Here is a 23,752-nt window from a genome sequence, read left to right on the forward strand (position 1 = left end):
CTCCTTACGCGCTGCTTCGCCGCGCCGCTGCCTGAGTGATCCGGTCGAACATGACTCCGAGAAGGACGATGGCCAGCCCCGCGGCGAGCCCCTTCCCGTACAGCTGTCCCTGCGAGAAACCGGCCACGACGTCGTAGCCGAGGGCGCCCGCGCCTACCAGGCCGCCCACCACAACCATCGACAGCACGTAGATCAGGCCCTGGTTGGTCGCGAGGGTCAGGGCGCTGCGTGCCATCGGCAGCTGGACCTTGGTGATGATCTGCCAGGTGTCGCACCCGGCGGAGGTGGCCGCCTCCACGGTGGCCGCGGGCACGTTCCGCACCCCGTCGGCGATGATCTTGATGGCGACGGGGGCCGCGTAGACGACGGCGGCGACGATGGCCGTGAAGCGGGTCGCGCCGAAGAGCGCGAGGAACGGCACCAGGTAGACGAACGGCGGCATGACCTGCGCCGCGTCCAGGGTGGGCCGCAGCACCCGGTCCACGAGGGTGCTGCGGCCCATCCACACGCCGAAGACGACGCCGAGCAGCATCACCAGCACCGTCGCGAAGACGGTCGAGGCCAGCGTCGTCATGGCGTCCGACCACATGCCGGTGCCGACCAGCAGGCCGACGCAGACGGCCGTGGTGATGCCGGCCCGCAGGCCGCCGAGCACCGCGCCGAGCGCGATCAGCACCACGCCCACCAGCCACCACGGGGAGTCGGTGAGCAAAGACTGGAAGGGGTTGAGCAGACCGTTGGTCAGCACGTCCCGGAAGGCGTTGGTGACCCCCGAGAGATGGTCCTGCACCCAGGTCGTCGCGGAGTCGGCGGCGCTCGCGACAGAGCTGCCGGGACCGCCCTCGCCGGGGAACTCGGCCGCCCACACGAAGGTGTGCGACAGGTACACCAGAACCGCGGTGACGGCCGCGCCTGCGCCCAGCAACGGCCGGCGCCAGGCCGCGAGGCGGCTCTGGGAGCGCCGGGCGGATTCCGCGCGCACACTGGCGGCGGTGGTGACCCGGTCGAGCACGATCGCCATGACGACGATGGACAGGCCCGCGTTGAAGGCGGTGCCGACGTCGAGCGACTGGAGCGCCTGGACGACGGTCTTGCCGAGGCCCGGCGCGTCGATCAGGGCGGCGATGGTGACCATGGCCAGGGCGGCCATGATGGACTGGTTGACGCCCATCACCACGGTCCGCTTGGACATCGGCAGCAGGACCTTCACCAGCGCCTGCCGACGCGTCGCCCCCAGCGACTCGGCCGCCTCGACGGTGGTCTCGGGGACGGACCGGATGGCGTGCGCGGTGATGCGGATGGCCGGCGGGGCCGCGTAGATCACCGTGGCGATGGTGGCGGAGGCTCCGCCGATGAGGAAGAACAGGGTCAGGGGGGCGAGGTAGACGAAGGTCGGCATGGTCTGCATGAAGTCCAGGAAGGGCGTCATGATCCGGTGGAACCGGTCGGACAGCCCCGCCCACACCCCGAGCGGGATCGCGAACAGCAGCGCCACAAGGACCGAGGACAGGGTCAGCGCCAGGGTGTCCATGCTCTCCTGCCACAGGCCCTGCAGCCCGAAGAAGGTGAAGCCGGCCACCGCCAGCAGGGCGACCCGCCAGTTGCCGAAGGCCCACGAGACGTAGCCGGCGATGCCGACCACGCCGAGCCAGCCGATCTGCGGGAGGGGCCGGGCGTCCGAGGGCTGGGAGATCAGCTCCCGGACGAAGGTCACCAGGGTGTCGATGACCAGGCGGATCTCGTTGAAGAAGTACAGGAACAGCGGGTTGGTGTCGCGGTTCGCGCCGATCGAGTCGTTGACGTCGTTGAACCACCGGTGCAGGTCGGTGAGATCGGCCGCCGCCAGCGACAGCGTCTGCTTCCCGCGCAGCAGGGCGAAGAGCGCCAGCCACAGGACCAGGATCGCGGCGATCAGCAGGGGCCGCCGGCCGACGGTGCGCGGGCTCCTGACGGGGGCGACCGGCGCCGCCGTCCCGGACTTCTCCGGTTTCTCCAGGGCGACGGTCATCAGGCGCCGCCTTCCTGTCCGGCGACCACGGCGAGGATCTCCTCGTCGCCGACGATGCCGAGGAGTGTGCCGTTCTCGACGACCTTGACGGGCCTGTCGGCCGCGAGCACCGCCCGGGTGGCCTCCCGCACCACGACGTCGGGGCCCAGTTCGGGGCCGTCCAGGGGGTCTCCGTCGGCCGGCGGGCGCATGATCCAGCGCAGGGTGAGCACGTCACCGCGGGGCACGTCCTTGACGAACTCGCGCACGTAGTCGTCGGCGGGGGCGCCCACCAGCTCGTCGCCGGTGCCGCACTGCACCATCTTGCCGTCGCGCATGATGAGGATGCGGTCGCCCAGCTTGAGCGCCTCGGACAGGTCGTGGGTGATGAACACCATGGTCTTGCCGACCTCGTGGTGCAGACGGATGACCTCGTTCTGCATGTCGCGGCGGATCAGCGGGTCGAGCGCCGAGAACGGCTCGTCGAAGAAGAGCACGTCCGGATCGCCCGCCAGCGCCCGGGCCAGGCCGACACGCTGCTGCATACCGCCCGACAGCTGGTCGGGGTAGGAGTTCTCGTAGCCGGCGAGGCCCACGAGTTCGACGACCTCCTGGGCCCGCCTGGTGCGCTCGGACCGGCCCATGCCGCGGATCTCCAGACCGAAGGACACGTTGTCGACGACCCGGCGGTGGGGCAGCAGCCCGAAGTGCTGGAAGACCATGGAGAACTTGCGGCGGCGCAGATCACGCAGCCGCCTGTCGTCGGCCTGCCGGATGTCCTCGCCCTCGAAGACGATCTCGCCCGCGGTGGGCTCGATCAGCCGGGTCAGACATCGCACCAGGGTCGACTTGCCGGAGCCCGACAGCCCCATCACGACGAAGACCTCGCCGGGCGAGACGTCGAAGTCGATGTCACGCACGGCGGCGGTGCAGCCGGTGCGGTCCATGAGTTCGCGGCGGGTGAGCCCGCACATCTCCGCCGAGCCCGGTATCGAGTCGGCCTTGGGCCCGAACACCTTCCACAGATTGCGCACGGAGATGACCGCTGTGCCGTCCGAGTCCGGGAGCGTGCCGCGCCGCTGCGGCGCCTCGGTCTGTGTGGGGGTCACGATCGACCTCTTTTCGGCGTTCAGCCGCTGAACCAGCGCTGCGGCCGGGGTTGGATGTTCTGCCAGATGTGCTTGGGCTCTCGGTATTCGTTCAGGCCGGTCGGTCCCAGCTCCCGGCCCACACCCGAATGCCCGAAACCGCCCCATTCCGCTTGCGGCACGTAGGGGTGGTAGTCGTTGATCCACACCGTGCCGTGCCGCAGCCGCCGCGCGACCCGCTGGGCCCTGCCGGCGTCCTGCGTCCACACCGCCCCGGCGAGCCCGTACTCGGTGTCGTTGGCGATGCGCACGGCGTCGTCCTCGTCGGTGAAACGCTCCACGGTCAGCACCGGCCCGAAGGACTCCTCACGCACCACGCGCATGTCCTGCCGGCACTCGTCCAGCACCGTGGGCAGGTAGTAGTGGCCACCCGCCAGCGCCGGATCGCCCGGGCGTTCCCCGCCGCAGCGCGCAGCACCGCGCCCTGGACCAGGCCCGCCGCGACGTAGGCCTCCACCTTCTCCAGGTGCCGCGCGGAGATCAGCGCCCCGGTCTCGGCCCGCGGGTCGAAGGGGCCGCCGAGACGGATCAGCCGGGCCCGGCGGACGATCTCGTCGACGAGACGGTCGTGCAGGCGGTCCTCGACGACCAGCCGGGCCCCCGCCGAGCACACCTGGCCCGAATGCAGGAAGACCGCGGTGAGGGCGAAGTCCACGGCCGTCTCGAAGTCGGCGTCCGCGAAGACGACATTGGGGTTCTTGCCGCCCAGCTCCAGCGCGACCTTCTTCACCGTCGCCGCCGCCGAGGCCATGATGCGCCTGCCGGTGTCCAGGCCGCCGGTGAAGGAGACCATGTCGACACGGGGGTCCTCGCCGAGCGGTGCGCCGACCTCGGGGCCGGCGCCCAGCACCAGGTTCGCCGCCCCCGCCGGCAGCCCGGCCTCCTCCAGCGCCTTCATCAGCAGGACCGACGTCGAGGGCGTGAGCTCGCTGGGCTTCAGGACGACCGTGTTGCCCGCGGCGAGAGCCGGAGCGACCTTCCAACTCGCCTGCAACAGCGGATAGTTCCACGGCGTGATCAACGCGCACACCCCGACCGGCTCGTACACGACACGGCTCACGGCGTCGTCACGGCCGGTGTCGATCACCCGCCCCGCGTCGGTGCCCGCGATCCCGCCGTAGTAACGGAAACAGGAGACGACGTCGGCGATGTCGTACTCGCTCTCCACCACCCGCTTACCGGTATCCAGCGACTCCGCCCGGGCGAAGACCTTGGCATCCCGCTCGACGATGTCGGCGGTGCGCAGCAGCAGTGCACCGCGCTCCCGCTCGGACGTGTGCGGCCAGGACCCCTCGTCGAAGGCGCGACGGGCCGCCGCGATCGCCGCCTCGGCATCGGGACGCGTACCCTCCGACACCGTCACCGCGAGCGTGCCGTCAGCGGGACACCGGATGTCCCGACGCCCACCCGCCAGCGCGTCCCGCCACTCACCATCCACATACAGGTCTGCCACGCCCCGAGCCTTTCAAGAGAACGTCGTTGCGCATTGTGCACCCAATTGCTCGTGGTGGAACACCTTTGCGAATGTACCGACGCACGTCAAGGGGTTGGCGGATGACGATTGCGCTCGGCGAGCAGTTCTGGGGCCACCCTTGACCGGACGGGTCTCCGCATCGAACATGTTGCGTATCGCTCACCATGTTGTGCAATACGCACCGACGGAGGCCGCACATGTCCCCTCGACCGCAACCTGGCCGTGAGTACGTCCTGACGCTCTCGTGTCCCGACAGAGCGGGCCTGGTCCACGCCGTGAGCGGCTTCCTCGTCCGGAACTCCGGCAACATCCTGGAAAGCCAGCAGTTCGACGACCGGCTCCAGGACCGCTTCTTCATGCGGGTCCACTTCGACGTCTCCGACCCGAACGTCGACCTGGAGGGCCTGCGCCACCGCTTCGGCCCGGTCGCCGAGGCCTACCGGATCTCCTGGACGCTGCGCGACGCCTCCACGCCCACCCGGACACTCATCATGGTGTCCAAGTTCGGCCACTGCCTGAACGACCTGCTGTTCCGTCGGCGCACCGGCGCGCTCAACATCGAGATCCCCGCGATCGTGTCCAACCACCGGGAGTTCGAGAAGCTCGCGGAGACGTACGACATCCCCTTCCACCACGTCCCGGTGACCCGGGACACCAAGGCCGAGGCCGAGGCACGACTGCTCGAGCTCGTCCGCGACCTGGACGTCGACCTGGTGGTGCTGGCCCGCTACATGCAGATCCTCTCCGACGACCTGTGCAAGCAGCTCGAAGGCCGCGCCATCAACATCCACCACTCCTTCCTGCCCAGCTTCAAGGGCGCCCGCCCCTACGAGCAGGCCTACGACCGCGGGGTGAAGCTCATCGGCGCGACCGCCCACTACGTGACGTCCGACCTGGACGAGGGCCAGATCATCGAGCAGGACGTCGTCCGGGTGGACCACTCGCTGGACCCCGGCGAACTCGTCACGGTCGGACGGGACGTGGAGGCCCAGGTCCTCGCGCACGCCGTGAAGTGGCACAGCGAGAGCCGCGTGATGGTCGAGGGCAACCGCACGGTCGTCTTCCGCTGAGCGGTACGGGCACCACGCGTCACGGGGGGGGTGGCGGGGACGATCCGGCTCCCTCCGTCGGCAGGCCGGCTGCGCTGCCGTGGCGCCCCGTCCCGCTCGCGCCGTGGATACGGACACACCATTACTGTCCCGCTATACGCATGTCGTTGCGCCCCACGCGACGTCCGGCGTCCTGTTTCTCGGTCCCGACACTTGCAATCGCGTTGTTTACTGCGCCTATAGTTTCGCTGTGAGCAACTACAGCCCTGACGCGGAATCATCCACCCCCCAGGCCGGTGGGGTGCAGTCGGTCGACCGCGCCATCAGCGTCCTGGAGATCCTTGCTCAGCGCGGCGAGGCGGGCGTCAGCGAGGTCGCGGCCGAGATCGATGTTCACAAGTCCACCGCGTTCCGCCTGCTCGGCGCCCTGGAAGCGCGCGGACTGGTGGAACAGGCCGGCGACCGCGGCAAGTACCGGCTCGGCTTCGGGATCGTGCGCCTGGCCGGCGCGGTCACCGGGCGCATCGACATCACCCAGCAGGGCCGCCCGGTCTGCGAGGAACTGGCGGAGGAGATCGGCGAGACGGTCAACATCGCCGTACTCCAGGAGCACTACGCGGTCAACCTCTACCAGGTGCACGGCCCCGGCGCCGTCACGGCACAGAACTGGGTCGGCCAGCTGACCCCGCTGCACGCCACATCGAGCGGCAAGATCCTGCTGGCCCACCTGCCGGCCGAGGAGCGCACCGCACTGCTCGCCGAGGCCGGCCTGAAGAAGGTCACCCCGCACACCATCACGGCGCGGACGAAGCTCGAGAAGAACCTCGCCGAGGCCCGTGAGCGCGGTTACGCCTGGGCGCGAGAGGAGCTGGAGATCGGCCTGCACGCCATGGCCGCGCCGATCCGCGACCGGGACGGCGAGGTCATCGCCGCTCTCAGCGCCTCCGGGCCCTCCTACCGGCTCACCGACGAGCGTCTGCACGAGCTGTCCCCGGTGCTGCTGAAGGGCGCGGAGGAGATCAGCCGCCGCATGGGCTACCTGGGCTGAGCGGTCCGGCGGCCGCGGGACCGGCGAACTGGATCCTCACTCGGCAGTGGTCGGACCAGAGCGACGAGCCGCCCGCCGTAGCCCTTGCTGCGCAGTGAGCGCGCCGCCGGCAGTCCGGCGGGCGAAGGCGCCCACCACGGCCGCCGTTCTCACGCGGCGCCCGGGGCGAGCCGCGCCGCGATGCAGGGCGGCAGGTTGGGGGCCTCCAGGGACAGCCGGACGTGGATCATGCCGTCCTCGACGACGACCTCGTGCGTCCGCACGGGGAGCTTGGCCGGCGGGGAGTCCACCGCGCCGGTCCGCAGGTCGAACTTCGAGGCGTGCAGGGGGCATTCCACCTCGCAGCCCTCCAGCCAGCCGTCGGCGAGCGAGGCGTCCTGGTGGGTGCAGGTGTCGTCGATGGCGAAGAGCCCGCCGTCGTCGGTGTGGAACACCGAGACCGGCGGGTCGATGTCGAGCCGGTAGGCCTCGCCTCGCGGGAGATCGGCGAGACGGCACGCGGGAATCATCATGACACCTCGTTCGCTGGTGCATATAGCGAAACGGATTGCGATAAGCGCAACAACAGTCTGAGGTCGCCCGGAATGCTTGTCAAGGCATCCGAGAGGCGGGACGGGCGACAGACCATCGTTGCGTATCAGGAAACGTCAAGCTCTATAGGCAACAACGCGAAGGTGCGCGCCGGCTCCGGGGACTGCTCCGGGCCGGGCGTCCCGGCCCCGGACGGTGCGGGGCCCATGACGACGGCCTCGCACCGTCGGGGACACATGAGCCCGCGCCCGCCTCTGCCCTGCCACCGGGCCGGAGCGGGCGCGCGTTCCGCGTCGGCGGAGGTCAGAACCCCCGGTCGATCCACTCCTGCAAATGCGGGGCCTCCGCCGCGACGGTGGTCGTGTCCCCGTGACCGGTGTGCACGGTCGTGTCGCCCGGCAGGGTCAGCAGCCGGTCCCGGATGGAGTCCACGATGGTCGGGAAGTCGCTGTACGACCTCCCGGTCGCCCCCGGGCCGCCGGCGAAGAGCGTGTCCCCGCTGAAGAGGGCCCGCAGAGCGGGTGCGTGGAGGCAGACCGCGCCCGGGGCGTGGCCCGGGGTGTGCAGCACGGTCAGCTCGACGCCGCCCACGGTGAGGACCTGGCCGTCGGCCAGCTCGCCGTCGGGCGCCCGGTCGGGGTGGGTCTGCTTCCACAGCGGCAGGTCGGCGCCGTGCAGCAGGATCGGGGCGCCGGTGCGGTCCGCGAGCGCGGGCGCGGCGTCGATGTGGTCGTTGTGGGCATGGGTGCAGACGATGGCCCGCAGGGTGCGCCCGCCGAGGGCGTCGGCGATGGCCTCGGCGTCGTGCGCGGCGTCGATGACCACCGCCTCCTCGGCGTCGCCGACGATCCACACGTTGTTGTCCACGTCCCAGACCCCGCCGTCCAGCGCGAACGTTCCCGAGGTGACGAGCCGTTCGACGGTGACGCCGGCCATCAGAAGGTCACCACCGAGCGCAGCACGTCGCCGCGGTGCATCCGCTCGAAGGCCTTCTCGACCTCGTCCAGGGCGATGGTCTCGGTGACGAAGGCGTCCAGGTCCAGACGGCCCTGGAGATAGAGGTCGATGAGCATGGGGAAGTCCCGGCTGGGCAGGCAGTCGCCGTACCAGGAGGACTTGAGGGCGCCGCCGCGGCCGAAGACGTCCAGCAGCGGCAGTTCCAGCTTCATCTCGGGCGTCGGCACGCCGACGAGGACGACCGTGCCGGCCAGGTCGCGGGCGTGGAACGCCTGCACGTACGTCTCCGGACGGCCGACGGCCTCGATCACCACGTCCGCGCCGAAGCCGCCGGTCAGCTCGCGGATGGCCTCGACCGGGTCGGTCTCACTGGCGTTCACGGTGTGGGTCGCGCCCAGCTTCCGCGCGGTCTCCAGCTTGGCGTCGTCGATGTCCACCGCGACGATCCTCGACGCGCCCGCCAGGTTCGACCCGACGACCGCCGCCGCTCCCACCCCGCCGCAGCCGATGACCGCCACGCTGTCGCCGCGCCCGACCTGGCCGGTGTTGATGGCCGCGCCGATGCCCGCCATCACACCGCAGCCGAGCAGTCCGGCCGCGGCGGCGGAGGCGGCCCGGTCGACCTTGGTGCACTGCCCCGCCGCCACCAGCGTCTTCTCCGCGAACGCGCCGATGCCGAGGGCGGGCGAGAGCTCGGTGCCGTCCAGGAGCGTCATCTTCTGCTTCGCGTTGTGGGTGGCGAAGCAGTACCAGGGCCGGCCGCGCAGACAGGCCCGGCACTGCCCGCACACGGCACGCCAGTTGAGGATGACGAAGTCGCCGGGGGCGACGTCGGTGACACCCTCCCCCACGGACTCCACCACGCCGGCCGCCTCGTGGCCGAGCAGGAAGGGGAAGTCGTCGTTGATGCCGCCCTCGCGGTAGTGCAGATCGGTGTGGCAGACCCCGCAGGCCTCGACCTTCACCAGCGCCTCACCCGGACCCGGGTCCGGCACCACGATCGTTTCCAGGCTGACGGGGGCGCCCTTGCCCCGCGCGACGACGGCACGGACCTGGTGCGTCATGGCCACTCCTCGGCTGATACGAGAACTACGACAACTACGGAACCCACGAGCGCCTGCGAAAACAGGGACTGGCGTTGCTTATTACGGCACACACCTCATGAGTCGCAACAAGCATCGTGGAGGGCGGACCGCCGGTCAAGGAGTCGGCGCGAACCCGGAAAGGGCCGAGGGGGTCCGAGGACATGAACGAGGGGGTCCGAGGACATGAAAGGGCGCCGCCCGCTCGGTGAGCGTGGCGGCGCCCGGGGCGTCGTCGGGGCTATTTCCGCCCGTGTCGCAGGAGCACGAAGGCGAGGGCGGCGGCGGCCGCGGCGAGGCCGATGACCGCTTTGCGGTGGTCGCGGACCGGCTCGGGCGCCTTGTCCTGCCACAGCTGTTCGGCCTGCCCTGCCCTGGTCCTGACCTGCCCCGCGGCCGCGGCGGCCCTGTCCTTCACCGGAGCGGGGACCTTCTCCTCCAGGGCGTGGGCCGCCTCGGCCGCCTTGCCCCTGGCCTGTTCGGACAGGTGCGTCGCCCTCGCGCCCGCCTGCTCCTTCAGCTCGACGGCATGTCCCTTCAGCTCGGCGGCCTTCTCCTGGGCGCGGGCCTTCACATCCGTCTTCGCGGCCAGCGACTCGAGCGTCGCGCCGAGCTCGTGGCGCGTCCGCTCGACCCGGTGGCGCAGCTCATCGGGGTTCGTGGGTTCGTTCTGGGAGGACTGGGTCATCGTCGGGCACTCTCCTTGATCTCCGACACATCGGCTTTCACGCTTTCCACGGTGCGCTCGGGCATCGGCGGGGCGGCCCGGCCGACCTGCTTCCTGCCGGTGAGCGCCAGCACGGCGGTGATCACCGCCAGCACGCCCGTGACGATCAGGGCGGCGGCCCACACCGGGAGCGGCACCGCGAGTCCGGCGATCGCGGCGGCGATCAGCGCCTGCAGGGTGAGGACGCCGAAGAGCCCGGCCCCGCCGAACAGTCCACCGCCCTTGCCGTACCGCTTTCCCTTCTCGACCATCTCGGCCTGCGCGAGCCGCATCTCGCCGCGCACCAGCTCGCTCAGCTGTTGCGAGGCGCGGTGCACCAGTGCGCCGACCGATTCACCGCCGTCCTCGGCGCTCCGGGCGCCGCGGTCGCCGGTCACGCCGTACCGGCCCGTCTCAGCCATCGTCATCACCCCTTTTCATCATGCGGTGCCGGCCGAGTACCCGCCGGTCGGCGAGAAAGGCATACGGACCGTCCGCGCACCGGACGAACGGAACAGGCGAGCGGACCGCGCCCCGCCGGACCGGGCTGGGGCTGGGCCGGGGCCGGAGCTGGGCCGGGCCGGGCCGGGTGACCGTGTCGGGGGCGGCGGCCCCGCAGGTGCGCACGTCGGTGACGCGGTTCAGCTGCGGCCCGTCCCCGGCGCAGGCCGCCCGGCCTCCGGGGGCGATACGGCGGCAGGGGGCCGACTGCCCGTCGAGGTCTCCACGGTGACGTCCGGGAGCCGGCGCAGTCGTCGACGACCCGGTGCACCCCGTTCGGCCCCTCGCCCCGCGCGGTGGCGCCGGTCGTTGCCTAGCGTCGAGGCGAAGGCCACCTCGGCCGGGAGGAGACGCCCATGCCACGCCGCGCCACCGTCGCAGGCATAGCCGCCGCGGTCCTGACCGTCGCTCTGCTGAGCGGCGTCGCCCACGCCCAGGACCTGGACTGCGGCGACTTCACCTACCAGGAAGACGCCCAGGCCGTCTTCGACCAGGACCCCAGCGACCCCAACCGGCTCGACGAGGACCGGGGACCGGACGACGGCATCGCCTGCGAGGTCCTTCCCCACCGGTCGCTGCCCACGCTGGCGCCGGCGACGAGCAGCCCCGCGCCGCGGTCGGCCAGCCCCGCACCGGTCGTGAGCAGCTCCGCGCGCGCCTCGAGCAGCGCAGCCCCGCTGCCCACCCTGGGCGTCCGGGGAGGCGTCGGCGGCGCCGTCACCGCCGGGCCGTCCGGCTGGGACGTCGGCATCGGCGCCACCCTCGCCACGGCGGGCCTGCTGGCCGCGGCCGGCTACCTGCGACGTCGCAGGCGCCGCTTCTAGGCACGACCCGGGACACGTCCCGGGACACGTCCCGGGCGCTCCCGGGTCAGCGTGGGCGACGCGACCAGGCTCTGCCGGTGCGGGTCAGGCCGTGCCGCCGGGATGCCGTCCGGGGCCCTCGGTCTGTGGGGTGAGCGGAGTCGGCGACAGGGCGGTGTCCTCCTCGCCCGGCTCGAGGAGGGTCGCCGCGGCGCCGACGATGAGCGGATCCGGACGGCCGACCGCACCGGCGTCCTTGGCCGCGTAGTCGACGCGGTGGAGGAGACTGCGCATGGCCTCGAGCCGGCCCCGTCGTTTGTCGTTGCTCTTGACGACCGTCCAGGGCGCGTGGCCGGTGTCGGTGGCGCGGAACATCTCGACCTTGGCCGTGGTGTACTCGTCCCAGCGGTCGAGTGAGTCGAGGTCGGTGGGCGACAGCTTCCACTGGCGCACCGGGTCGACCTGGCGGATCGCGAACCGCGTCCGCTGCTCGGCCCGGGACACCGAGAACCAGAACTTCACCAGGATGATGCCGTCCTCGACCAGCATGTCCTCGAAGAGCGGGCACTGCTTGAGGAACAGTTCGTGTTCGCGTGGCGTGCAGAACCCCATGACCCGTTCGACCCCGGCCCGGTTGTACCAGGAGCGGTCGAAGAAGACGATCTCCCCCGGTCCGGGGAGGTGGTCGACGTACCGCTGGAAGTACCACTGCCCCTTCTCGCGCTCCGTGGGCTGGGGCAGCGCCACGATGCGGGCGCCCCCGGGGATTGAGACGTTCGGTGAAGCGCTGGATGGTGCCGCCCTTGCCGGCCGCGTCCCTCCCCTCGCAGATCACGACCAGGCGACCGCCGGTGTCCTTGATCCAGCGCTGCAGTTTCAGCATCTCGATCTGCAGGACGCGCTTGGCGCGCTCGTACTCCCTGCGCCTGATCTTCCGGTGGTAGGGGTAGTTCTCGCGCCATGTCGTGATGGGCCGGCCCGTGTCGTCGAGAAGCACCGGCTGTTCCGGCCGACGGTCGTCCACTGTCAGCCCGTCGAGCAGCCGGGCCTCGGCCTCGTCACGATCCATGCGGTCCGCGCCTCCCTGATGTGCGTCGTGGTCACCGTCGGTTTCCCCGGTGTCCCGGCGACATGTGGGTTCCGTGCCGGCGTCCGCCCGAAACACGCAGGCCGTGACCGGTCCCCTGGCCGCCCGATGTGCAGGTCGCGGCAGCCGGGGGTACGCGGAGCGGACCATGCAGACCTTCCTGCCGTATCCGGACTTCACCGCGTCGGCCGCCGCCCTGGATCCGCGGCGGCTGGGCAAACAGCGCGTCGAGGCACTCCAGGTGCTGCGCGGCCTGACCGTCGCGGGCTACGGGTGGCGCCACCATCCGGCGGTGCGCATGTGGACCGGCTACGAGGAGGCCCTGGTGCGCTACGGCCTGGAGATCTGCGGCGTCTGGACGGCGACCGGTCGCGCGGACACCTGCGCCGCCTCACTGATGGCCGACCTCCCCGGCCGACGGCCCGGTGTGCGCACCCAGGAGGAGCTCGCCGAGGCCCGAGAGCTGCCTCCGTGGCTGGGCGACGCCGCCTTCCACCGCAGTCACCGGTCGGCGCTCGTGCGCAAGGATCCGACGTTCTACACGGCACGGTTCCCGGACGTGCCCGACGATCTGCCGTACGTCTGGCCCGCGTCGGACCGGGGTGGCGAACGTCCGAAGCAGGGGCGGACGCAGGCAGCCCGGACCCGCGTCACCGGCCCGGCCGACACGTAAGTCCGATATATGACAAATATGCGCATAGGCCGCCTGTGGGCGGATACCCGAGCGGCATGGTACGGACACTGAAGCGGCACGGACGGCACAACGGGCACGGCACGGCCGCCCCGGAGGCAGAGAACGGCAGGGCCCCCACCGCGGGGCCGGACGAACAGGTCGAGGAGCGGGCCCATACCGCGGGGCCGGACGAACAGGTCGAGGAGCGGGCCCATACCGCGGGGCCGGACGAACAGGTCGAGGAGCGGGCCCATACCGCGGGGCCGGACGAACAGGTCGAGGAGCGGGCCCCGGACAGTCCGACGGACCTGCCCAAGCACTCCTGGAAAGCGGTGCTCAGAGGCACCCTCAAGGAGTTCAAGAAGGACGAGTTGACCGACCGGGCGGCGGCGCTGACCTACTACAGCATCCTGGCGCTGTTCCCGGCGCTGCTCGCACTCGTGTCACTGCTGGGCATCATCGGCCAGTCCGCGACGCAGCAGGTGCTGGACAACATCCAGAAGCTAGCCCCAGGGCCGGCACAGGACATCCTGCGCAACGCCGTGCAGCAGATGCAGGGCGGCAGCGGGCTGGGCTCGGTCATGGCGATCGTGGGTCTGGTGCTCGCGGTGTGGTCGGCGTCCGGCTACGTCGCCGCGTTCATCCGCAGCGCGAACGCGGTCTACGACGTCCCCGAGGGCCGGCCGGTCTGGAAGGTGCTGCCCGTCCGGGTCGGCGTCACCGTGGTCCTCATGGTGATGGCCGTGATCAGCGCGTTGATCGTGGTGTTCACCGGCGGTCTCGCCCGGCAGGCGGGCACCGCGCTCGGCGTCGGCGACGCCGGACTGACCGCGTGGTCGATCGCCAAGTGGCCGGTACTGGTGGTTCTGGTCACCATCATGATCGCGCTGCTGTACTGGGCGACCCCGAACGCCAAGGTCCGCGGCTTCCGCTGGATCACGCCGGGGAGCTTCCTCGCGCTGGTGATCTGGATGATCGCCTCCGCCGGGTTCGCGCTCTACGTGGCGAACTTCGCGTCGTACAACAAGACGTACGGCACGCTCGCAGGCGTGATCGTCTTCCTGGTGTGGCTGTGGATCACCAACCTGGCGATTCTGCTCGGACTGGAGTTCGACGCCGAACTGGTGCGCCAGCGCGCCGTCGCCGGAGGGCACCCGGCCGACGAGGAGCCGTACGTCCAGCCGCGCGACACCCGTAAGTGGGACGAGGAAGACCATCGCCGCCTCGGGTCCTGACCGCCCGGCGGCGCGGCCCGCCTCCCGGCCCCTCCGCCTCCGCCCGGGGCTGAAGGGGCCGTTTCGATCGGCCCGCGACGGACCCTTCGGGATGCCGTTCGCGAGGGCGTTCGCGATAGGCCGTTCGCCGCCCGGAACGGGACAGGGCAACGGGCCTGACTACGCTTGGCAGCAGTAGTTCATCACGGGATAAAATCTGACAAAAATCCCCTAAGGAACCGAAGATGGGTCCTCGTGTCAGCCTTCCGGCCGGGAAGGGCCGGTCCCTCGTCCGTGCGTTCATGGCGTTCACGGTCGCCGCCGTGCTGACCCTGTCAGGAGCCTGCGGCGGAAGCGGCGGAAGCGGCGACGGGGAGGACAACCCCACCGTCGGCCTGCTGCTCCCGGGCGGCGGGGCCTCCCGTTTCGGGCAGTTCGACCGGCCCCTGATCGAACAGAAGCTGAAGGAACTGTGCCCGTCCTGCCCGGTGACCGTAGCCGCGACACCGGACCCGGCGGTCCAGCGGCAGCAGCTGGAATCCATGATCACGAGGGGGGTGGACGTACTGATCGTCGCCGCCGTCGACCCGGAGTTGCTGCGCCCTTCGGTCGAGGCCGCACACCGGGCCGACATCCCGGTCGTCGCCTACGACCGGCTCGCCCAGGGCCCGATCTCCGGTTACGTCACCTTCGACGGCGCGCAGGTCGGCAGGCTCCAGGGCGAGGGGCTTCTGCAGGGCATGGGGGCGAAGGCGGACGGCGGACAGATCGTCATGATGAACGGCGCCACGACCGACCCCAACGCCGCCTGGTTCAAGCGGGGAGCCCTCTCCGTCCTCCGGGGCAAGGTGAAGGTCGGCAAGTCGTACGACGTCGTCGGCTGGCGGCCCGAGAACGCCTTCGTCGACATGCGCAGCGCCATCGCCGCACTGGGCGGGGACGCCGTCCACGGCGTCCTGGCCGCCAACGACAGCCTCGCCGGCGCCGTGATCTCCGCCCTGCGGGCCGCCGAGGTACGTCCGCTACCGCCGATCACCGGCCAGGACGCCGACCTCGTCGCCGTGCGCCGCATCGTCAGGGGCGACCAGTACATGACCGTCTACAAGCCGTTCAAGCCGGCGGCCGACGCGGCGGTCGAGATGGCCGTCGCCGTGGGACGCGGCGATTCGGTCGGATCGATCGCCACCGGCGCCGTCAGCAACACCACCACGAAGGACATCCCCGCGGTCCTGCTCCCCGCCGTCTCCGTCACCGTCGGCACCATCAAGGAGACTCTGGTAAAGGATGGTATGTACACCATCGCTCAGATATGTCCACCGAGTCTCCGGGCTGCCTGCGCCGAAGCCGGACTCATCTGACGGGCATTGCCGGAACCGACAGGAGGTGGCCCGTGGCGGTTCAGCCCTTGCTGGCGCTGCGCGGCGTCTCCAAGCGGTTCGCCGCCGTCCAGGCGCTGGTCGACGTGGAGCTGGAGATCCGGGGCGGGGAGGTGGTCGCCCTGGTGGGCGACAACGCCGCCGGAAAGTCCACACTCGTCAAGGTGATCTCGGGCGTCGGGCCCGCCGACCTGGGCGTCATCGAGTGGCGCGGCACCCCCATCCAGATCAAGCGCCCCCAGGACGCACAGCTCCTGGGCATCGCGACCGTCTACCAGGACCTCGCGATGTGCGACAACCTCGATGTCGTCGGCAACCTCTTCCTCGGCCGGGAGATCCACCGGCTCGGCGTCCTCGACGAGGTCGAGATGGAGCGTCGCACCCGCGATCTGCTGCACACCCTGTCCATCCGCATCCCCGACGTGCGGGTCCCGGTCGCCGCCCTGTCCGGCGGGCAGCGGCAGGTCGTCGCGATCACCCGATCGCTGCTCGGCGAGCCCAGGCTCCTCCTGCTGGACGAGCCCACCGCCTCCCTGGGCGTCGAGCAGACCAGTCAGCTCCTGGACCTCATCGAGCAGCTGCGCGACCGGGGGCTCGGAGTTCTCCTCATCAGCCACAACATGGGCGACATCAAGGCCGTCGCCGACCGGATCGCCGTCCTGCGTCTCGGACGCAACAACGGTGTGTTCGACGTGAACACCGCCTCCCAGGAGCAGATCATCGCCTCCATCACCGGCGCGTCGGACAACGCCGTCGGCCACCGCTCGACCCGGGCCGAGGAGACCTGGCCGTGACGGGGAGGGAGAACGGGGCGGACGCCGACGAGGCCGCGCCCGACGCAGGCCGGATGCGCGAGGGGCCACGGCGGGGCGCGCAAGCTCTCCGGGCGCGCGCCGCCGCGGTGGGCCGCCGGCTGCACGCACACGACCTCGGCCCGGTCCCCGTCCTGCTCGCTCTCGCCGTGACCTGGACGACCTTCCAGATCCTCGACCACAACTTCCTCTCGCCGCGCAACCTGTCCGTGCTCAGCGTGGACATCGTCGGCACCGGCATGATCGCCGTCGGTATCGTCTTCGTGCTGCTGATCGGCGAGATCGACCTGTCGGTGGGCTCGCTCGCCGGCCTCGCGGGGGCCGTGTTCGCGGCGCTCAACGTGAACCTCGGGATGCCCGAATGGCTCGCGGTGATCATCGCGGTGCTCTGCGGCGCGGCGGCCGGGGCGGTGCACGGGTTCTCCTTCGCCCGGATCGGCGTCCCCGCGTTCGTCGTCACCCTCGCCGGCCTCCTCGCCTGGAACGGCCTGATGCTCTACCTGCTGGGGACGGAGACCGCCATCAACTTCAGCGAGACCGGTCTGGTCGCCACGCTGACCAGCCGCTACTTCAGCGCCGCCGCGGTCACCTACGGCCTGGCGACGCTCGCCCCGGTCCTCTACCTCCTCGCCTCCCTGCGTGAGCGCAGGCGCCGCGAGGCGGCCGGGATGCCCGGTCGGCCGGCCGGCGGGATCTGGGCGCGCGCGGCCCTGCTCGCGATCGTCGCGTTCGCCGCCGTCCTGGTCCTGAACCGGTTCGAGGGGCTGCCGCTCGCCCTGCTGATCTTCCTCGCGGTCGTCGTCGCCTCGGACCTCTTCCTGCGTCGCACGCCGTACGGCCGGCAAGTCCTCGCCCTGGGCGGCGGCGTGGAGGCGGCCCGGCGATCCGGCGTGGACGTGACGCGGGTGCGGATCGCGGTGTTCGTGGTGTCGGGGACGCTGGCGGCGGTCGGCGGCCTGTTCGTCGCGTCGCGGCTCACCTCGGCGAGCCAGGTGCCGGGCTCCGGCATGCTGCTGATCAACGCCATCGCCGCGGCCGTCGTCGGCGGCACCAGCCTCTTCGGCGGGCGGGGCTCGCCCTGGTCCGCGCTGCTGGGCGTGCTCATGATCCAGTCGATCGCCTCCGGCATGGCGCTGCTGGGTGTCGAGCCCCCGGTGCAGTTCATGGTCACGGGCGGGGTGCTGTACGCCGCGGTGGTCCTCGACTCGCTGGCCCGCCGCGCCGCACGCGCCCGGGGACACCCCTGACCGCGCGGCACGCTCCCGCGACGGTCGCCGGGGGCCTGAGCCGGTGCGCGCACAGGCGCGGGGCCGACCTGCTGGGCCTCCCGGCATACGGCCGTCACCAGCACCCATGCGGCGCCCGCCTTCCGAGGCTGCGCCGGGCGGCGGGACGCGCGCGGTGCGGTCGTCGGGGCTCAGGCATCGAGCACTGCGGCGACGGCCTCGATCTCGACGAGCTGGTCGTGGTAGCCGAGCACGGTGACACCCATCAGGGTGCTCGGGACGTCGTGGTCGGCGAACGCGTCCCGGACCACCTCCCAAGCCGTCACGAGGTCCTCCTGCCGGGCCGACGCCACGAGCACCCGGGTGCTGATGACGTCGTGGAGCGACGCGCCGGAGGCGGCGAGCGCCGTCCGCATGTTCTCGACGGCCTTGCGAGCCTGGCCCGCGTAGTCCCCGATCGCCGCCGTGGAGCCGTCCTCGTTCAGGGGGCACGCGCCGGCGAGGAAGATCAGACGTGACTCCGCGGGCGCCGTGGCGGCGTACGCGTACTCGGCGACGTCGGACAGTGCGGCGGAGCGGATCAGGGTGACGGCACGAGGCACGGTCTGCGGGTCCTTTCTCGGGACGAGGAGCCCGGACATCCTCGCAAAGGCCCCGGGCCCGCCGCCTCTCCTTTTTCGAACGGCCTTACCGGGGGCCGGTGTTCAGTCGGCGCGAGGTGCGAGGCCGAGACCGGTGAGCGCCGCAGCGCCGGCCGCCGTGTGGGCGTCCCCGGCGAGCAGGAGGGTCCGGGCCGCCTGGTAGTGGCAGCCCGCCGCCCCGAACGCCGTCGCGGCGGCGGCCATGCGCGCCTGGTCGCCGTCCAACAGCGCTTCGGACCGGTCCAGTTGGGCGGTGGCGATGGAGTTGCCGGCGACGATGGCGCGTGCGGCTCCGATCCGCTCGCGGGCGTCCGGGTGTCCGGCCAGCACCGACGCCTCCGCCCGCACCGCCGCGTACCAGTGCAGCCAGACCCAGGTGACCCACTTCCACACCCGGTCCGGCGGCTCCGCCACCCGTTCCAGCGCCGCATCCGCTTCCCCGCGGTGCAGCGACACCGTCGCATCGAAGATCGCGCCGTAGCCGTGGCGGTGCTCGGACTCGTGCCCGGCTTCGTGGACGATCGCGAGCCACGCCGCCCTGGCCTCGTGATCGCCGCGCAGCCCGTGGACCATCGCGACGGACGCGGCGGCCGGGCCGAGCGAGAACGACCGCTGGCGGCCGCCGCGCTCCCACGCGTCGAGGAAGCGCGCGCTGCCCGTGAGCACGTCGTCGGCGGCGCCCGCGAAGGCGTCCGCGACGAGCAGCCAGGAGACGGCGTGATGGCCGGCCTCGGCAAGCAGCGGGTGACCGGCGAGCTGCCGGCCCCACCGCCGGGCCTGTTCCAGCTCGCCCACCCCCAGCGCGGTCGCGGACGCCATGGCGAGGGCGTCCATGCGCTCGTGCGCGGCGGCGGGCGTGCGCGGCGCCGCGGCGAGCACGTCGATCCGGCGGCGGGCGGACCCCGCCGCCCCGAACGGCCGGCCCGCCCAGCTGTGGGCGCCGGAGAGCGCGTCGAGGGCCGCGGACTCGGCCACCGGGTCGTCCGCCCGCCGGGCCAGTTCCACGGCCCGCTCGGCGTATCCGACCGTCTCGTGCGCGGTGTTGTCCGTGTCGCCCTGGACCGCGCCGAAGGCGTCCGCCACCACCGCGGCCTCGGCCAGCGCGACCGCCGCCCCGGCCGCCGGGCCTCCGTCGCGGGACAGCTCGCGCGCCGCCGCGAGCAGGCCGGCCGCCTCCCGGGCGGTGGGGACCCGTGCGAACGTGCTGGAGAAGCGGTACGCGACGGTGGCCGCGGCCGCCAGGTCGCGGGCCGCCGCCGCCGAGTCGCCGGCCCGGCGGGCCGCGTCCGCGGCAGCACGGTGCAGGCGGAGCATGTCGTCGCCGAGCCTGCGGCAGCCGGCAACCCCTGCGGCCCGGCGCAGCGCGGCGGCGGCGCCGGCCGGGTCGCCCGCCGCGTCGGCGAGCGTCGCCGCCTGCTCGAAGCGCTGCTGGGCCTCGCCGACCAGGGTGCGGGCGAAGGCCAGGCCCGCCAGGGACAGTGCGAGGCGGCGGGCGTCCGCGCGCCGCTCCGGCCGGTCGGCCGCCCAGGCCAGGGCCGTCCGCAGGTCGTCGGCCGTCGCGTCGAACCCTGCCCAGCGGCCCTCGTCCGCGAACTCCGCCGACGCGTCGGACCGTCGGGCGTCCTCCAGGGCGGACGCGGCGCCCAGGCACCAGCCGAGGTGGCGGGAGCGGACGTCGGCCGGCTCATCGGCGTCGGTCAGCCGCCGGGCGCCGTACTGGCGGACGGTCTCCAGCGCCCGGTACCGAACGCCTGCCGGTGACGGCGTCGCGGTCAGCAGACTCTGCTCGGCGAGTCTGCCGAGGCCGTCGGCGACCGCGGCCGGGTCCAGCGGCGCGAAGGCGGCCACCGCGGTCGCCGCCTCGGCCGTGAACGGCGCAGCGAACACCGAGATCCGGCGCAGCAACGCCCGGTCCGGCGGGTCGAGCAGGTCGTGGCTCCAGTCCAGCACCGCCCCCACCGAGCGGTGCCGGTCGTGCGCACGCGGCCCGCCTGCGAGCATGCGCAACTGGTCGGTGAGACCGGCCGTGAGGCCCTCCAGCCCCAGGGCGGGATAGCGTGCGGCCGCCAGCTCGATGGCCAGCGCCATCCCGTCGAGGCCGGCGCAGAGCGCCGCGACGCCCTCGCGCGCCGTCGCGTCCGGTGCGCGGCCGGCCGCCGCCGCCCGCTCGACGAACAGCGCCACGGCCTCCGACTCCTCGCCGTCCGCCCAGGACAGCGGGGGCACCTCGAAGGCCCACTCGAACGGCACCAGCATCCGGGCGCGGCTCGTCGCGAGCACCTGCACCCCCGGGCAGACCGTCAGCAGCCGCTCCACGAACGGGGTTACGCCCTCGAGAACCTGCTCGCAGTTGTCCAGCACCAGCAGGGTCCGGTGGTCGGCCAGCGCGGCGAGCACCGTCTCGTCGACGCCACGACCCGGCTGCTCACCCGTGCCCACCGTCGCGGCGACCGCCGCGCCCACCCGTCCCGGATCGGTGACCGGGGCCAGATCCACGAACCACACCCCGTCGGGGAAGTCCCCGGCCGTCTGCGCCGCGACCGCCAGCGCGAGCCGGGTCTTGCCCACGCCGCCCGGCCCGACCGCGGTCACCAGCCGGCGCGTCTTCACGGCTTCGGCGAGGTCGGCGCGCTCCCGCGTCCGGCCCACGAACGCCGTCAGCGGCGTCGGCAGTGCGGGCGTCGGGCGCGTCTGCCCGGCGCGGGCGAGGTCGGCCGCACGCCGGGACAGGGTGCGCCGGTCCGGAGCCCGGAGCTTGCGCAGCAGCGCGGAGACGTGCGACTCCACCGTGCGTACCGAGATGAACAACTGCGCGGAGATCTCCGCGTTGCTGAGGTGCTCGCCGAGCAGCGCGAGCACTTCCGCTTCCCGGGCCGAGATCGCTGGAGTGGACACCGGGACATTATCCGCGGCGGTCGCCCCGGGGCCGCAGGCGGTCCGGGTCCGCTCCTCGGTCCTGTCCGTCGTCCGGTCCTCCGCGTGTCCTGTCCGTGGTCCGGTCATCTCCGTGTCCTGTCCGCGGTGCTTTCCGTGGTGCTTTCCGTGGTGAGCACGGACGCGGCGGCCACAGCGCTCGGGAGAGGCTGTGACCACGGCGTCCGAGCCCCGGCGGGGACTCCCCGGCGCCGCTCACGATCACCTCACCGACCGCAGGAGCGACCATGACCGGATCGTCCGCACCGGCGTACGAGACCACGGGCCCGCGGCCCGGGCCCTCGGGCGCCGGCCCCCGCCCCCGCGCGGTGCGCCGCCACGACACCGAGCACCGGCTCGCCCACGACGTCGACGTCTGGGTGGCCAGCGCCTCTCCCGAGGGCACACCCCACCTCGTGCCGCTCTCCTTCGACTGGGACGGCCGCACGCTGCTCATGGCCACCCCGGCGGACAGCCCGACCGGCCGGAACCTGGCGGCCTCCCGGACCGCCCGGCTGGCCCTCGGTCACACCCGTGACGTCTGCATGATCGAGGGCGAGGCCGAGGTCCTCGGCATCGACGCCCTGTCGCCGCGGCAGGGCGACCGGTTCGCCGAACGCACGGGCTTCGACCCGCGCACCCTCACCACGGAATACCGCTGGTTCCGCGTCACCCCGCGCCGCGTCCAGAGCTGGCGCGAGGCGGACGAGCTGACCGGCCGAGAGCTCATGCGCGACGGCCGCTGGCTGGCCTGAGCGCCCGCCGCGACACCGTTCCCCCGACCCGAAGTACCGGGCCTCACCAGCGATCTGATTGACCGTCGACCAAGGAGCTCCGTCATGACGAACACCCAGCAGCCCGCCCGCAGCAGCGCCGCCCCCGAGAAGTTCGACGGGTTCACGGACGAGGAGCGCGCCGCGATGAAGGAACACGCCCGGGACCTCAAGACGACCGCGCGCCGCAGCCCGCGCACCGCCAAGGCGGACGGCGAGAAGGACGTGCTGGCGAAGATCGCCGACATGGCGGACGCCGACCGCGTCCTCGCCGAAGGACTGCACCGGATCGTCACGGCGGCCGCCCCGGACCTGGCGCCCAAGCTCTGGTACGGCATGCCCGCCTACGCCAGGAACGGCAAGGTGGTGTGTTTCTTCCAGAGCGCGCAGAAGTTCAAGACCCGCTACGCCACCCTCGGCTTCAGCGACCAGGCGGGCCTCGACGACGACGCCATGTGGCCCACGGCGTACGCCCTGACGAAGCTGGACGCCGCCACCGAATCCCGTATCACCGAGCTCGTCGCGAGGGCGGCGGGCTGACGGGGCTCCCGCCGCGGCGGTCACCGCGCCCTGACCCGGCGGTGGTTCAGCCCCCTTCGCGTTCCACGGGAAGCCACAGCTCGGCGTCGGCCTCGGTCCCGTCCGGCGACGGACGGGTGCGCAGGATCTCGGGGCCGGGACGGCTGCGGTAGGGATTGGCGGGAACCACTCGGTGAACACGTCCCGCCACAGGACCTGGATGGCCTCCGGCACCGGCCCCGAGGCGGTGAAGACCGCCCAGGTGCCGGCCGGGACGTCCAGGCGGGTGGCCCCCTCGGGCACGGCCGCGGAGCGGATCGACCACCCTCGCGCCTACCTGGTGCGGATCGCCGTGAACGCGGCGCTCGCCCACCGGGACGCCGTCGACCGCCGTCGCGAGACCTACGTCGGCCCCTGGCTCCCCGAACCGCTCGTCACGCCACGGCGATGGTGCTCGCGGAGCTCGAGGACGATCCCAGCAGCACGGCCGCGATGCGTACCGTCGAGCGTGCCCGGGCCGCCGTCCACCCATCGAGGGCGCGCGGGCCCAGGTGGGGGGCAACACCGCGATCCTGCTCGACACGCAGAACGCCGCCGCCCACGACTCCGCGGTGATCATTCCCATCGTGCTGGGCATGGTGTTCCTCATCCTGATGCTGCTGCTGCGGGCAGTCGTCGCGCCGCTGCTGCTGATGGCGACGGTGGTCCTGTCGTTCGCAGCGGCCCTCGGGGTCAGCGGCCTGGTGTTCCAGCACGTGTTCGGCTTCGCCGGGACGAAGGCGTCCTTCCCACTGCTGACGTTCGTGTTCCTGGTCGCGCTGGGCATCGACCACAACATCTTCCTCGTCACCCGGGTGCGCGAGGTGACTCTGCTGCACGGCACCCGGCGCGGCGCGCTGACCGGACTGTCCGCGACCGGGGGTGTCATCATGTCGGCCGGGCTCGTGCTGGCCGGCACGTTCGCGGCGATGGCCTCGCTGCCGTTGGTGTTCGCGGCCGAGCTGGGGTTCGCGGTGGCGTTCGGGGTGCTGCTGGACACCGCGGTCGTCCGTTCGGTGCTGGTGACCGCGCTGACGCTGGACGTGGGCCGGTGGATGTGGTGGGCCGGCCGGCTGTTCCGGCGTCAGGACCCGTCGCCGTCGTCCACGGGCGAGCCCGAGCGCGAGCCGCTGCTCCGGAGCACGTGAGGCTCCGGGGCGCGTGAGCACGTGAGGCTCCGGGGCGCGTAAGGC

General features: G+C 72.2%; 19 protein-coding genes and 5 pseudogenes. 12 read left to right on the forward strand and 12 right to left on the reverse strand.

Features of this window, described 5'->3' with window-relative positions:
• Nucleotides 1-4: 4 nt before the first annotated feature.
• The 3 genes and pseudogenes from QF032_RS02430 to QF032_RS02440 all read right to left on the reverse strand — a co-directional run bounded on the left by QF032_RS02430 (nt 5) and on the right by QF032_RS02440 (nt 4,588).
• Nucleotides 5-2,008, reverse strand: coding sequence for an ABC transporter permease (locus QF032_RS02430; protein WP_307054679.1), 2,004 nt, complete (start codon nt 2,006-2,008; stop codon nt 5-7).
• Entirely contained in the window at nt 2,008-3,096 is a 1,089-nt protein-coding gene (locus tag QF032_RS02435; protein WP_307054682.1) for a quaternary amine ABC transporter ATP-binding protein, read from the reverse strand. Before QF032_RS02435 ends, QF032_RS02430 begins: the two co-directional genes overlap by 1 nt.
• A gap of 20 nt (nt 3,097-3,116) precedes the next feature.
• A pseudogene (locus QF032_RS02440) lies at nt 3,117-4,588 on the reverse strand (aldehyde dehydrogenase family protein).
• 218 nt (nt 4,589-4,806) lie between these two features.
• Here QF032_RS02440 and purU point away from each other — a divergent pair.
• Nucleotides 4,807-5,679, forward strand: coding sequence for a formyltetrahydrofolate deformylase (gene purU, locus QF032_RS02445; protein WP_306955284.1), 873 nt, complete (start codon nt 4,807-4,809; stop codon nt 5,677-5,679).
• A 280-nt stretch (nt 5,680-5,959) separates the two neighbouring features.
• Nucleotides 5,960-6,706, forward strand: a complete 747-nt coding sequence (locus tag QF032_RS02450) for an IclR family transcriptional regulator (RefSeq protein WP_307049867.1) — start codon at nt 5,960-5,962, stop codon at nt 6,704-6,706.
• A gap of 149 nt (nt 6,707-6,855) precedes the next feature.
• On the opposite strand, the gene QF032_RS02455 is transcribed toward QF032_RS02450, so the two are convergent.
• From QF032_RS02455 to QF032_RS02475, 5 genes are all read right to left on the reverse strand, one after another.
• Nucleotides 6,856-7,218 (reverse strand): bifunctional 3-phenylpropionate/cinnamic acid dioxygenase ferredoxin subunit, encoded by a 363-nt coding sequence (locus QF032_RS02455; protein WP_306955282.1) that lies wholly within the window; start codon nt 7,216-7,218, stop codon nt 6,856-6,858.
• 322 nt (nt 7,219-7,540) lie between these two features.
• Nucleotides 7,541-8,173 (reverse strand): MBL fold metallo-hydrolase, encoded by a 633-nt coding sequence (locus tag QF032_RS02460; RefSeq protein ID WP_306955279.1) that lies wholly within the window; start codon nt 8,171-8,173, stop codon nt 7,541-7,543.
• A complete protein-coding gene (locus QF032_RS02465) occupies nt 8,173-9,258 on the reverse strand; it encodes an S-(hydroxymethyl)mycothiol dehydrogenase (protein ID WP_307039576.1) in 1,086 nt (361 codons plus the stop codon). Before QF032_RS02465 ends, QF032_RS02460 begins: the two co-directional genes overlap by 1 nt.
• 259 nt (nt 9,259-9,517) lie before the next feature.
• On the reverse strand, nt 9,518-9,964 hold the full coding sequence (locus QF032_RS02470) for a DUF3618 domain-containing protein (RefSeq protein ID WP_307039578.1): 447 nt from the start codon (nt 9,962-9,964) through the stop codon (nt 9,518-9,520).
• On the reverse strand, nt 9,961-10,410 hold the full coding sequence (locus tag QF032_RS02475) for a phage holin family protein (protein ID WP_373430278.1): 450 nt from the start codon (nt 10,408-10,410) through the stop codon (nt 9,961-9,963). The genes QF032_RS02470 and QF032_RS02475 overlap by 4 nt, the downstream gene beginning before the upstream one ends.
• A gap of 429 nt (nt 10,411-10,839) precedes the next feature.
• Between QF032_RS02475 and QF032_RS02480 the strand changes: the two genes are divergently transcribed.
• Nucleotides 10,840-11,307 (forward strand): excalibur calcium-binding protein, encoded by a 468-nt coding sequence (locus tag QF032_RS02480; protein WP_307039580.1) that lies wholly within the window; start codon nt 10,840-10,842, stop codon nt 11,305-11,307.
• 84 nt (nt 11,308-11,391) lie between these two features.
• On the opposite strand, the pseudogene ppk2 reads toward QF032_RS02480, so the two are convergent.
• A pseudogene (ppk2, locus tag QF032_RS02485) lies at nt 11,392-12,355 on the reverse strand (polyphosphate kinase 2).
• Nucleotides 12,356-12,521: 166 nt separating this feature from the next.
• Between ppk2 and QF032_RS02490 the strand changes: the two are divergent.
• The 5 genes from QF032_RS02490 to QF032_RS02510 all read left to right on the forward strand — a co-directional run bounded on the left by QF032_RS02490 (nt 12,522) and on the right by QF032_RS02510 (nt 17,695).
• Nucleotides 12,522-13,046: an MSMEG_6728 family protein gene (locus QF032_RS02490; protein ID WP_307054684.1), complete on the forward strand. Its 525-nt coding sequence runs from the start codon at nt 12,522-12,524 to the stop codon at nt 13,044-13,046.
• Between the two features lie 56 nt (nt 13,047-13,102).
• A complete protein-coding gene (locus QF032_RS02495) occupies nt 13,103-14,281 on the forward strand; it encodes a YihY/virulence factor BrkB family protein (protein ID WP_307054686.1) in 1,179 nt (392 codons plus the stop codon).
• A 224-nt stretch (nt 14,282-14,505) separates the two neighbouring features.
• Nucleotides 14,506-15,618: a sugar ABC transporter substrate-binding protein gene (locus tag QF032_RS02500; RefSeq protein WP_307054688.1), complete on the forward strand. Its 1,113-nt coding sequence runs from the start codon at nt 14,506-14,508 to the stop codon at nt 15,616-15,618.
• A gap of 32 nt (nt 15,619-15,650) precedes the next feature.
• Nucleotides 15,651-16,430: an ATP-binding cassette domain-containing protein gene (locus QF032_RS02505; RefSeq protein ID WP_306955265.1), complete on the forward strand. Its 780-nt coding sequence runs from the start codon at nt 15,651-15,653 to the stop codon at nt 16,428-16,430.
• 53 nt (nt 16,431-16,483) lie between these two features.
• Entirely contained in the window at nt 16,484-17,695 is a 1,212-nt protein-coding gene (locus QF032_RS02510) for a sugar ABC transporter permease (protein ID WP_307049869.1), read from the forward strand.
• A 170-nt stretch (nt 17,696-17,865) separates the two neighbouring features.
• Here QF032_RS02510 and QF032_RS02515 read toward each other — a convergent pair whose 3' ends face one another.
• Both QF032_RS02515 and QF032_RS02520 read right to left on the reverse strand, forming a co-directional pair.
• On the reverse strand, nt 17,866-18,276 hold the full coding sequence (locus QF032_RS02515) for a RidA family protein (RefSeq protein ID WP_306955262.1): 411 nt from the start codon (nt 18,274-18,276) through the stop codon (nt 17,866-17,868).
• Nucleotides 18,277-18,378: 102 nt separating this feature from the next.
• On the reverse strand, nt 18,379-21,210 hold the full coding sequence (locus QF032_RS02520) for an ATP-binding protein (RefSeq protein WP_307054690.1): 2,832 nt from the start codon (nt 21,208-21,210) through the stop codon (nt 18,379-18,381).
• A 266-nt stretch (nt 21,211-21,476) separates the two neighbouring features.
• Here QF032_RS02520 and QF032_RS02525 point away from each other — a divergent pair, with 266 nt between their 5' ends.
• Together QF032_RS02525 and QF032_RS02530 are read left to right on the forward strand one after the other, a co-directional pair.
• Nucleotides 21,477-21,983 carry a pyridoxamine 5'-phosphate oxidase family protein gene (locus tag QF032_RS02525; protein WP_307039592.1) on the forward strand — a complete coding sequence of 169 codons (507 nt, stop codon included), beginning with the start codon at nt 21,477-21,479 and terminating at the stop codon, nt 21,981-21,983.
• An 84-nt stretch (nt 21,984-22,067) separates the two neighbouring features.
• Entirely contained in the window at nt 22,068-22,541 is a 474-nt protein-coding gene (locus tag QF032_RS02530; RefSeq protein ID WP_306955257.1) for an iron chaperone, read from the forward strand.
• A 46-nt stretch (nt 22,542-22,587) separates the two neighbouring features.
• Here the strand turns inward: QF032_RS02530 and QF032_RS02535 are convergent.
• Nucleotides 22,588-22,838 (reverse strand): annotated as a pseudogene (locus QF032_RS02535) (GyrI-like domain-containing protein); the annotation flags it as partial.
• Between QF032_RS02535 and QF032_RS02540 the strand changes: the two are divergent.
• Nucleotides 22,837-22,956: pseudogene (locus QF032_RS02540) on the forward strand (RNA polymerase subunit sigma-24); the annotation flags it as partial. The pseudogenes QF032_RS02535 and QF032_RS02540 overlap by 2 nt on opposite strands.
• A pseudogene (locus QF032_RS02545) lies at nt 22,935-23,707 on the forward strand (MMPL family transporter); the annotation flags it as partial. The pseudogenes QF032_RS02540 and QF032_RS02545, both read left to right, overlap by 22 nt.
• Nucleotides 23,708-23,752 lie beyond the last annotated feature (45 nt).

It is taken from the genome of Streptomyces achromogenes (assembly GCF_030816715.1).
Taxonomy (GTDB): domain Bacteria; phylum Actinomycetota; class Actinomycetes; order Streptomycetales; family Streptomycetaceae; genus Streptomyces; species Streptomyces achromogenes_A.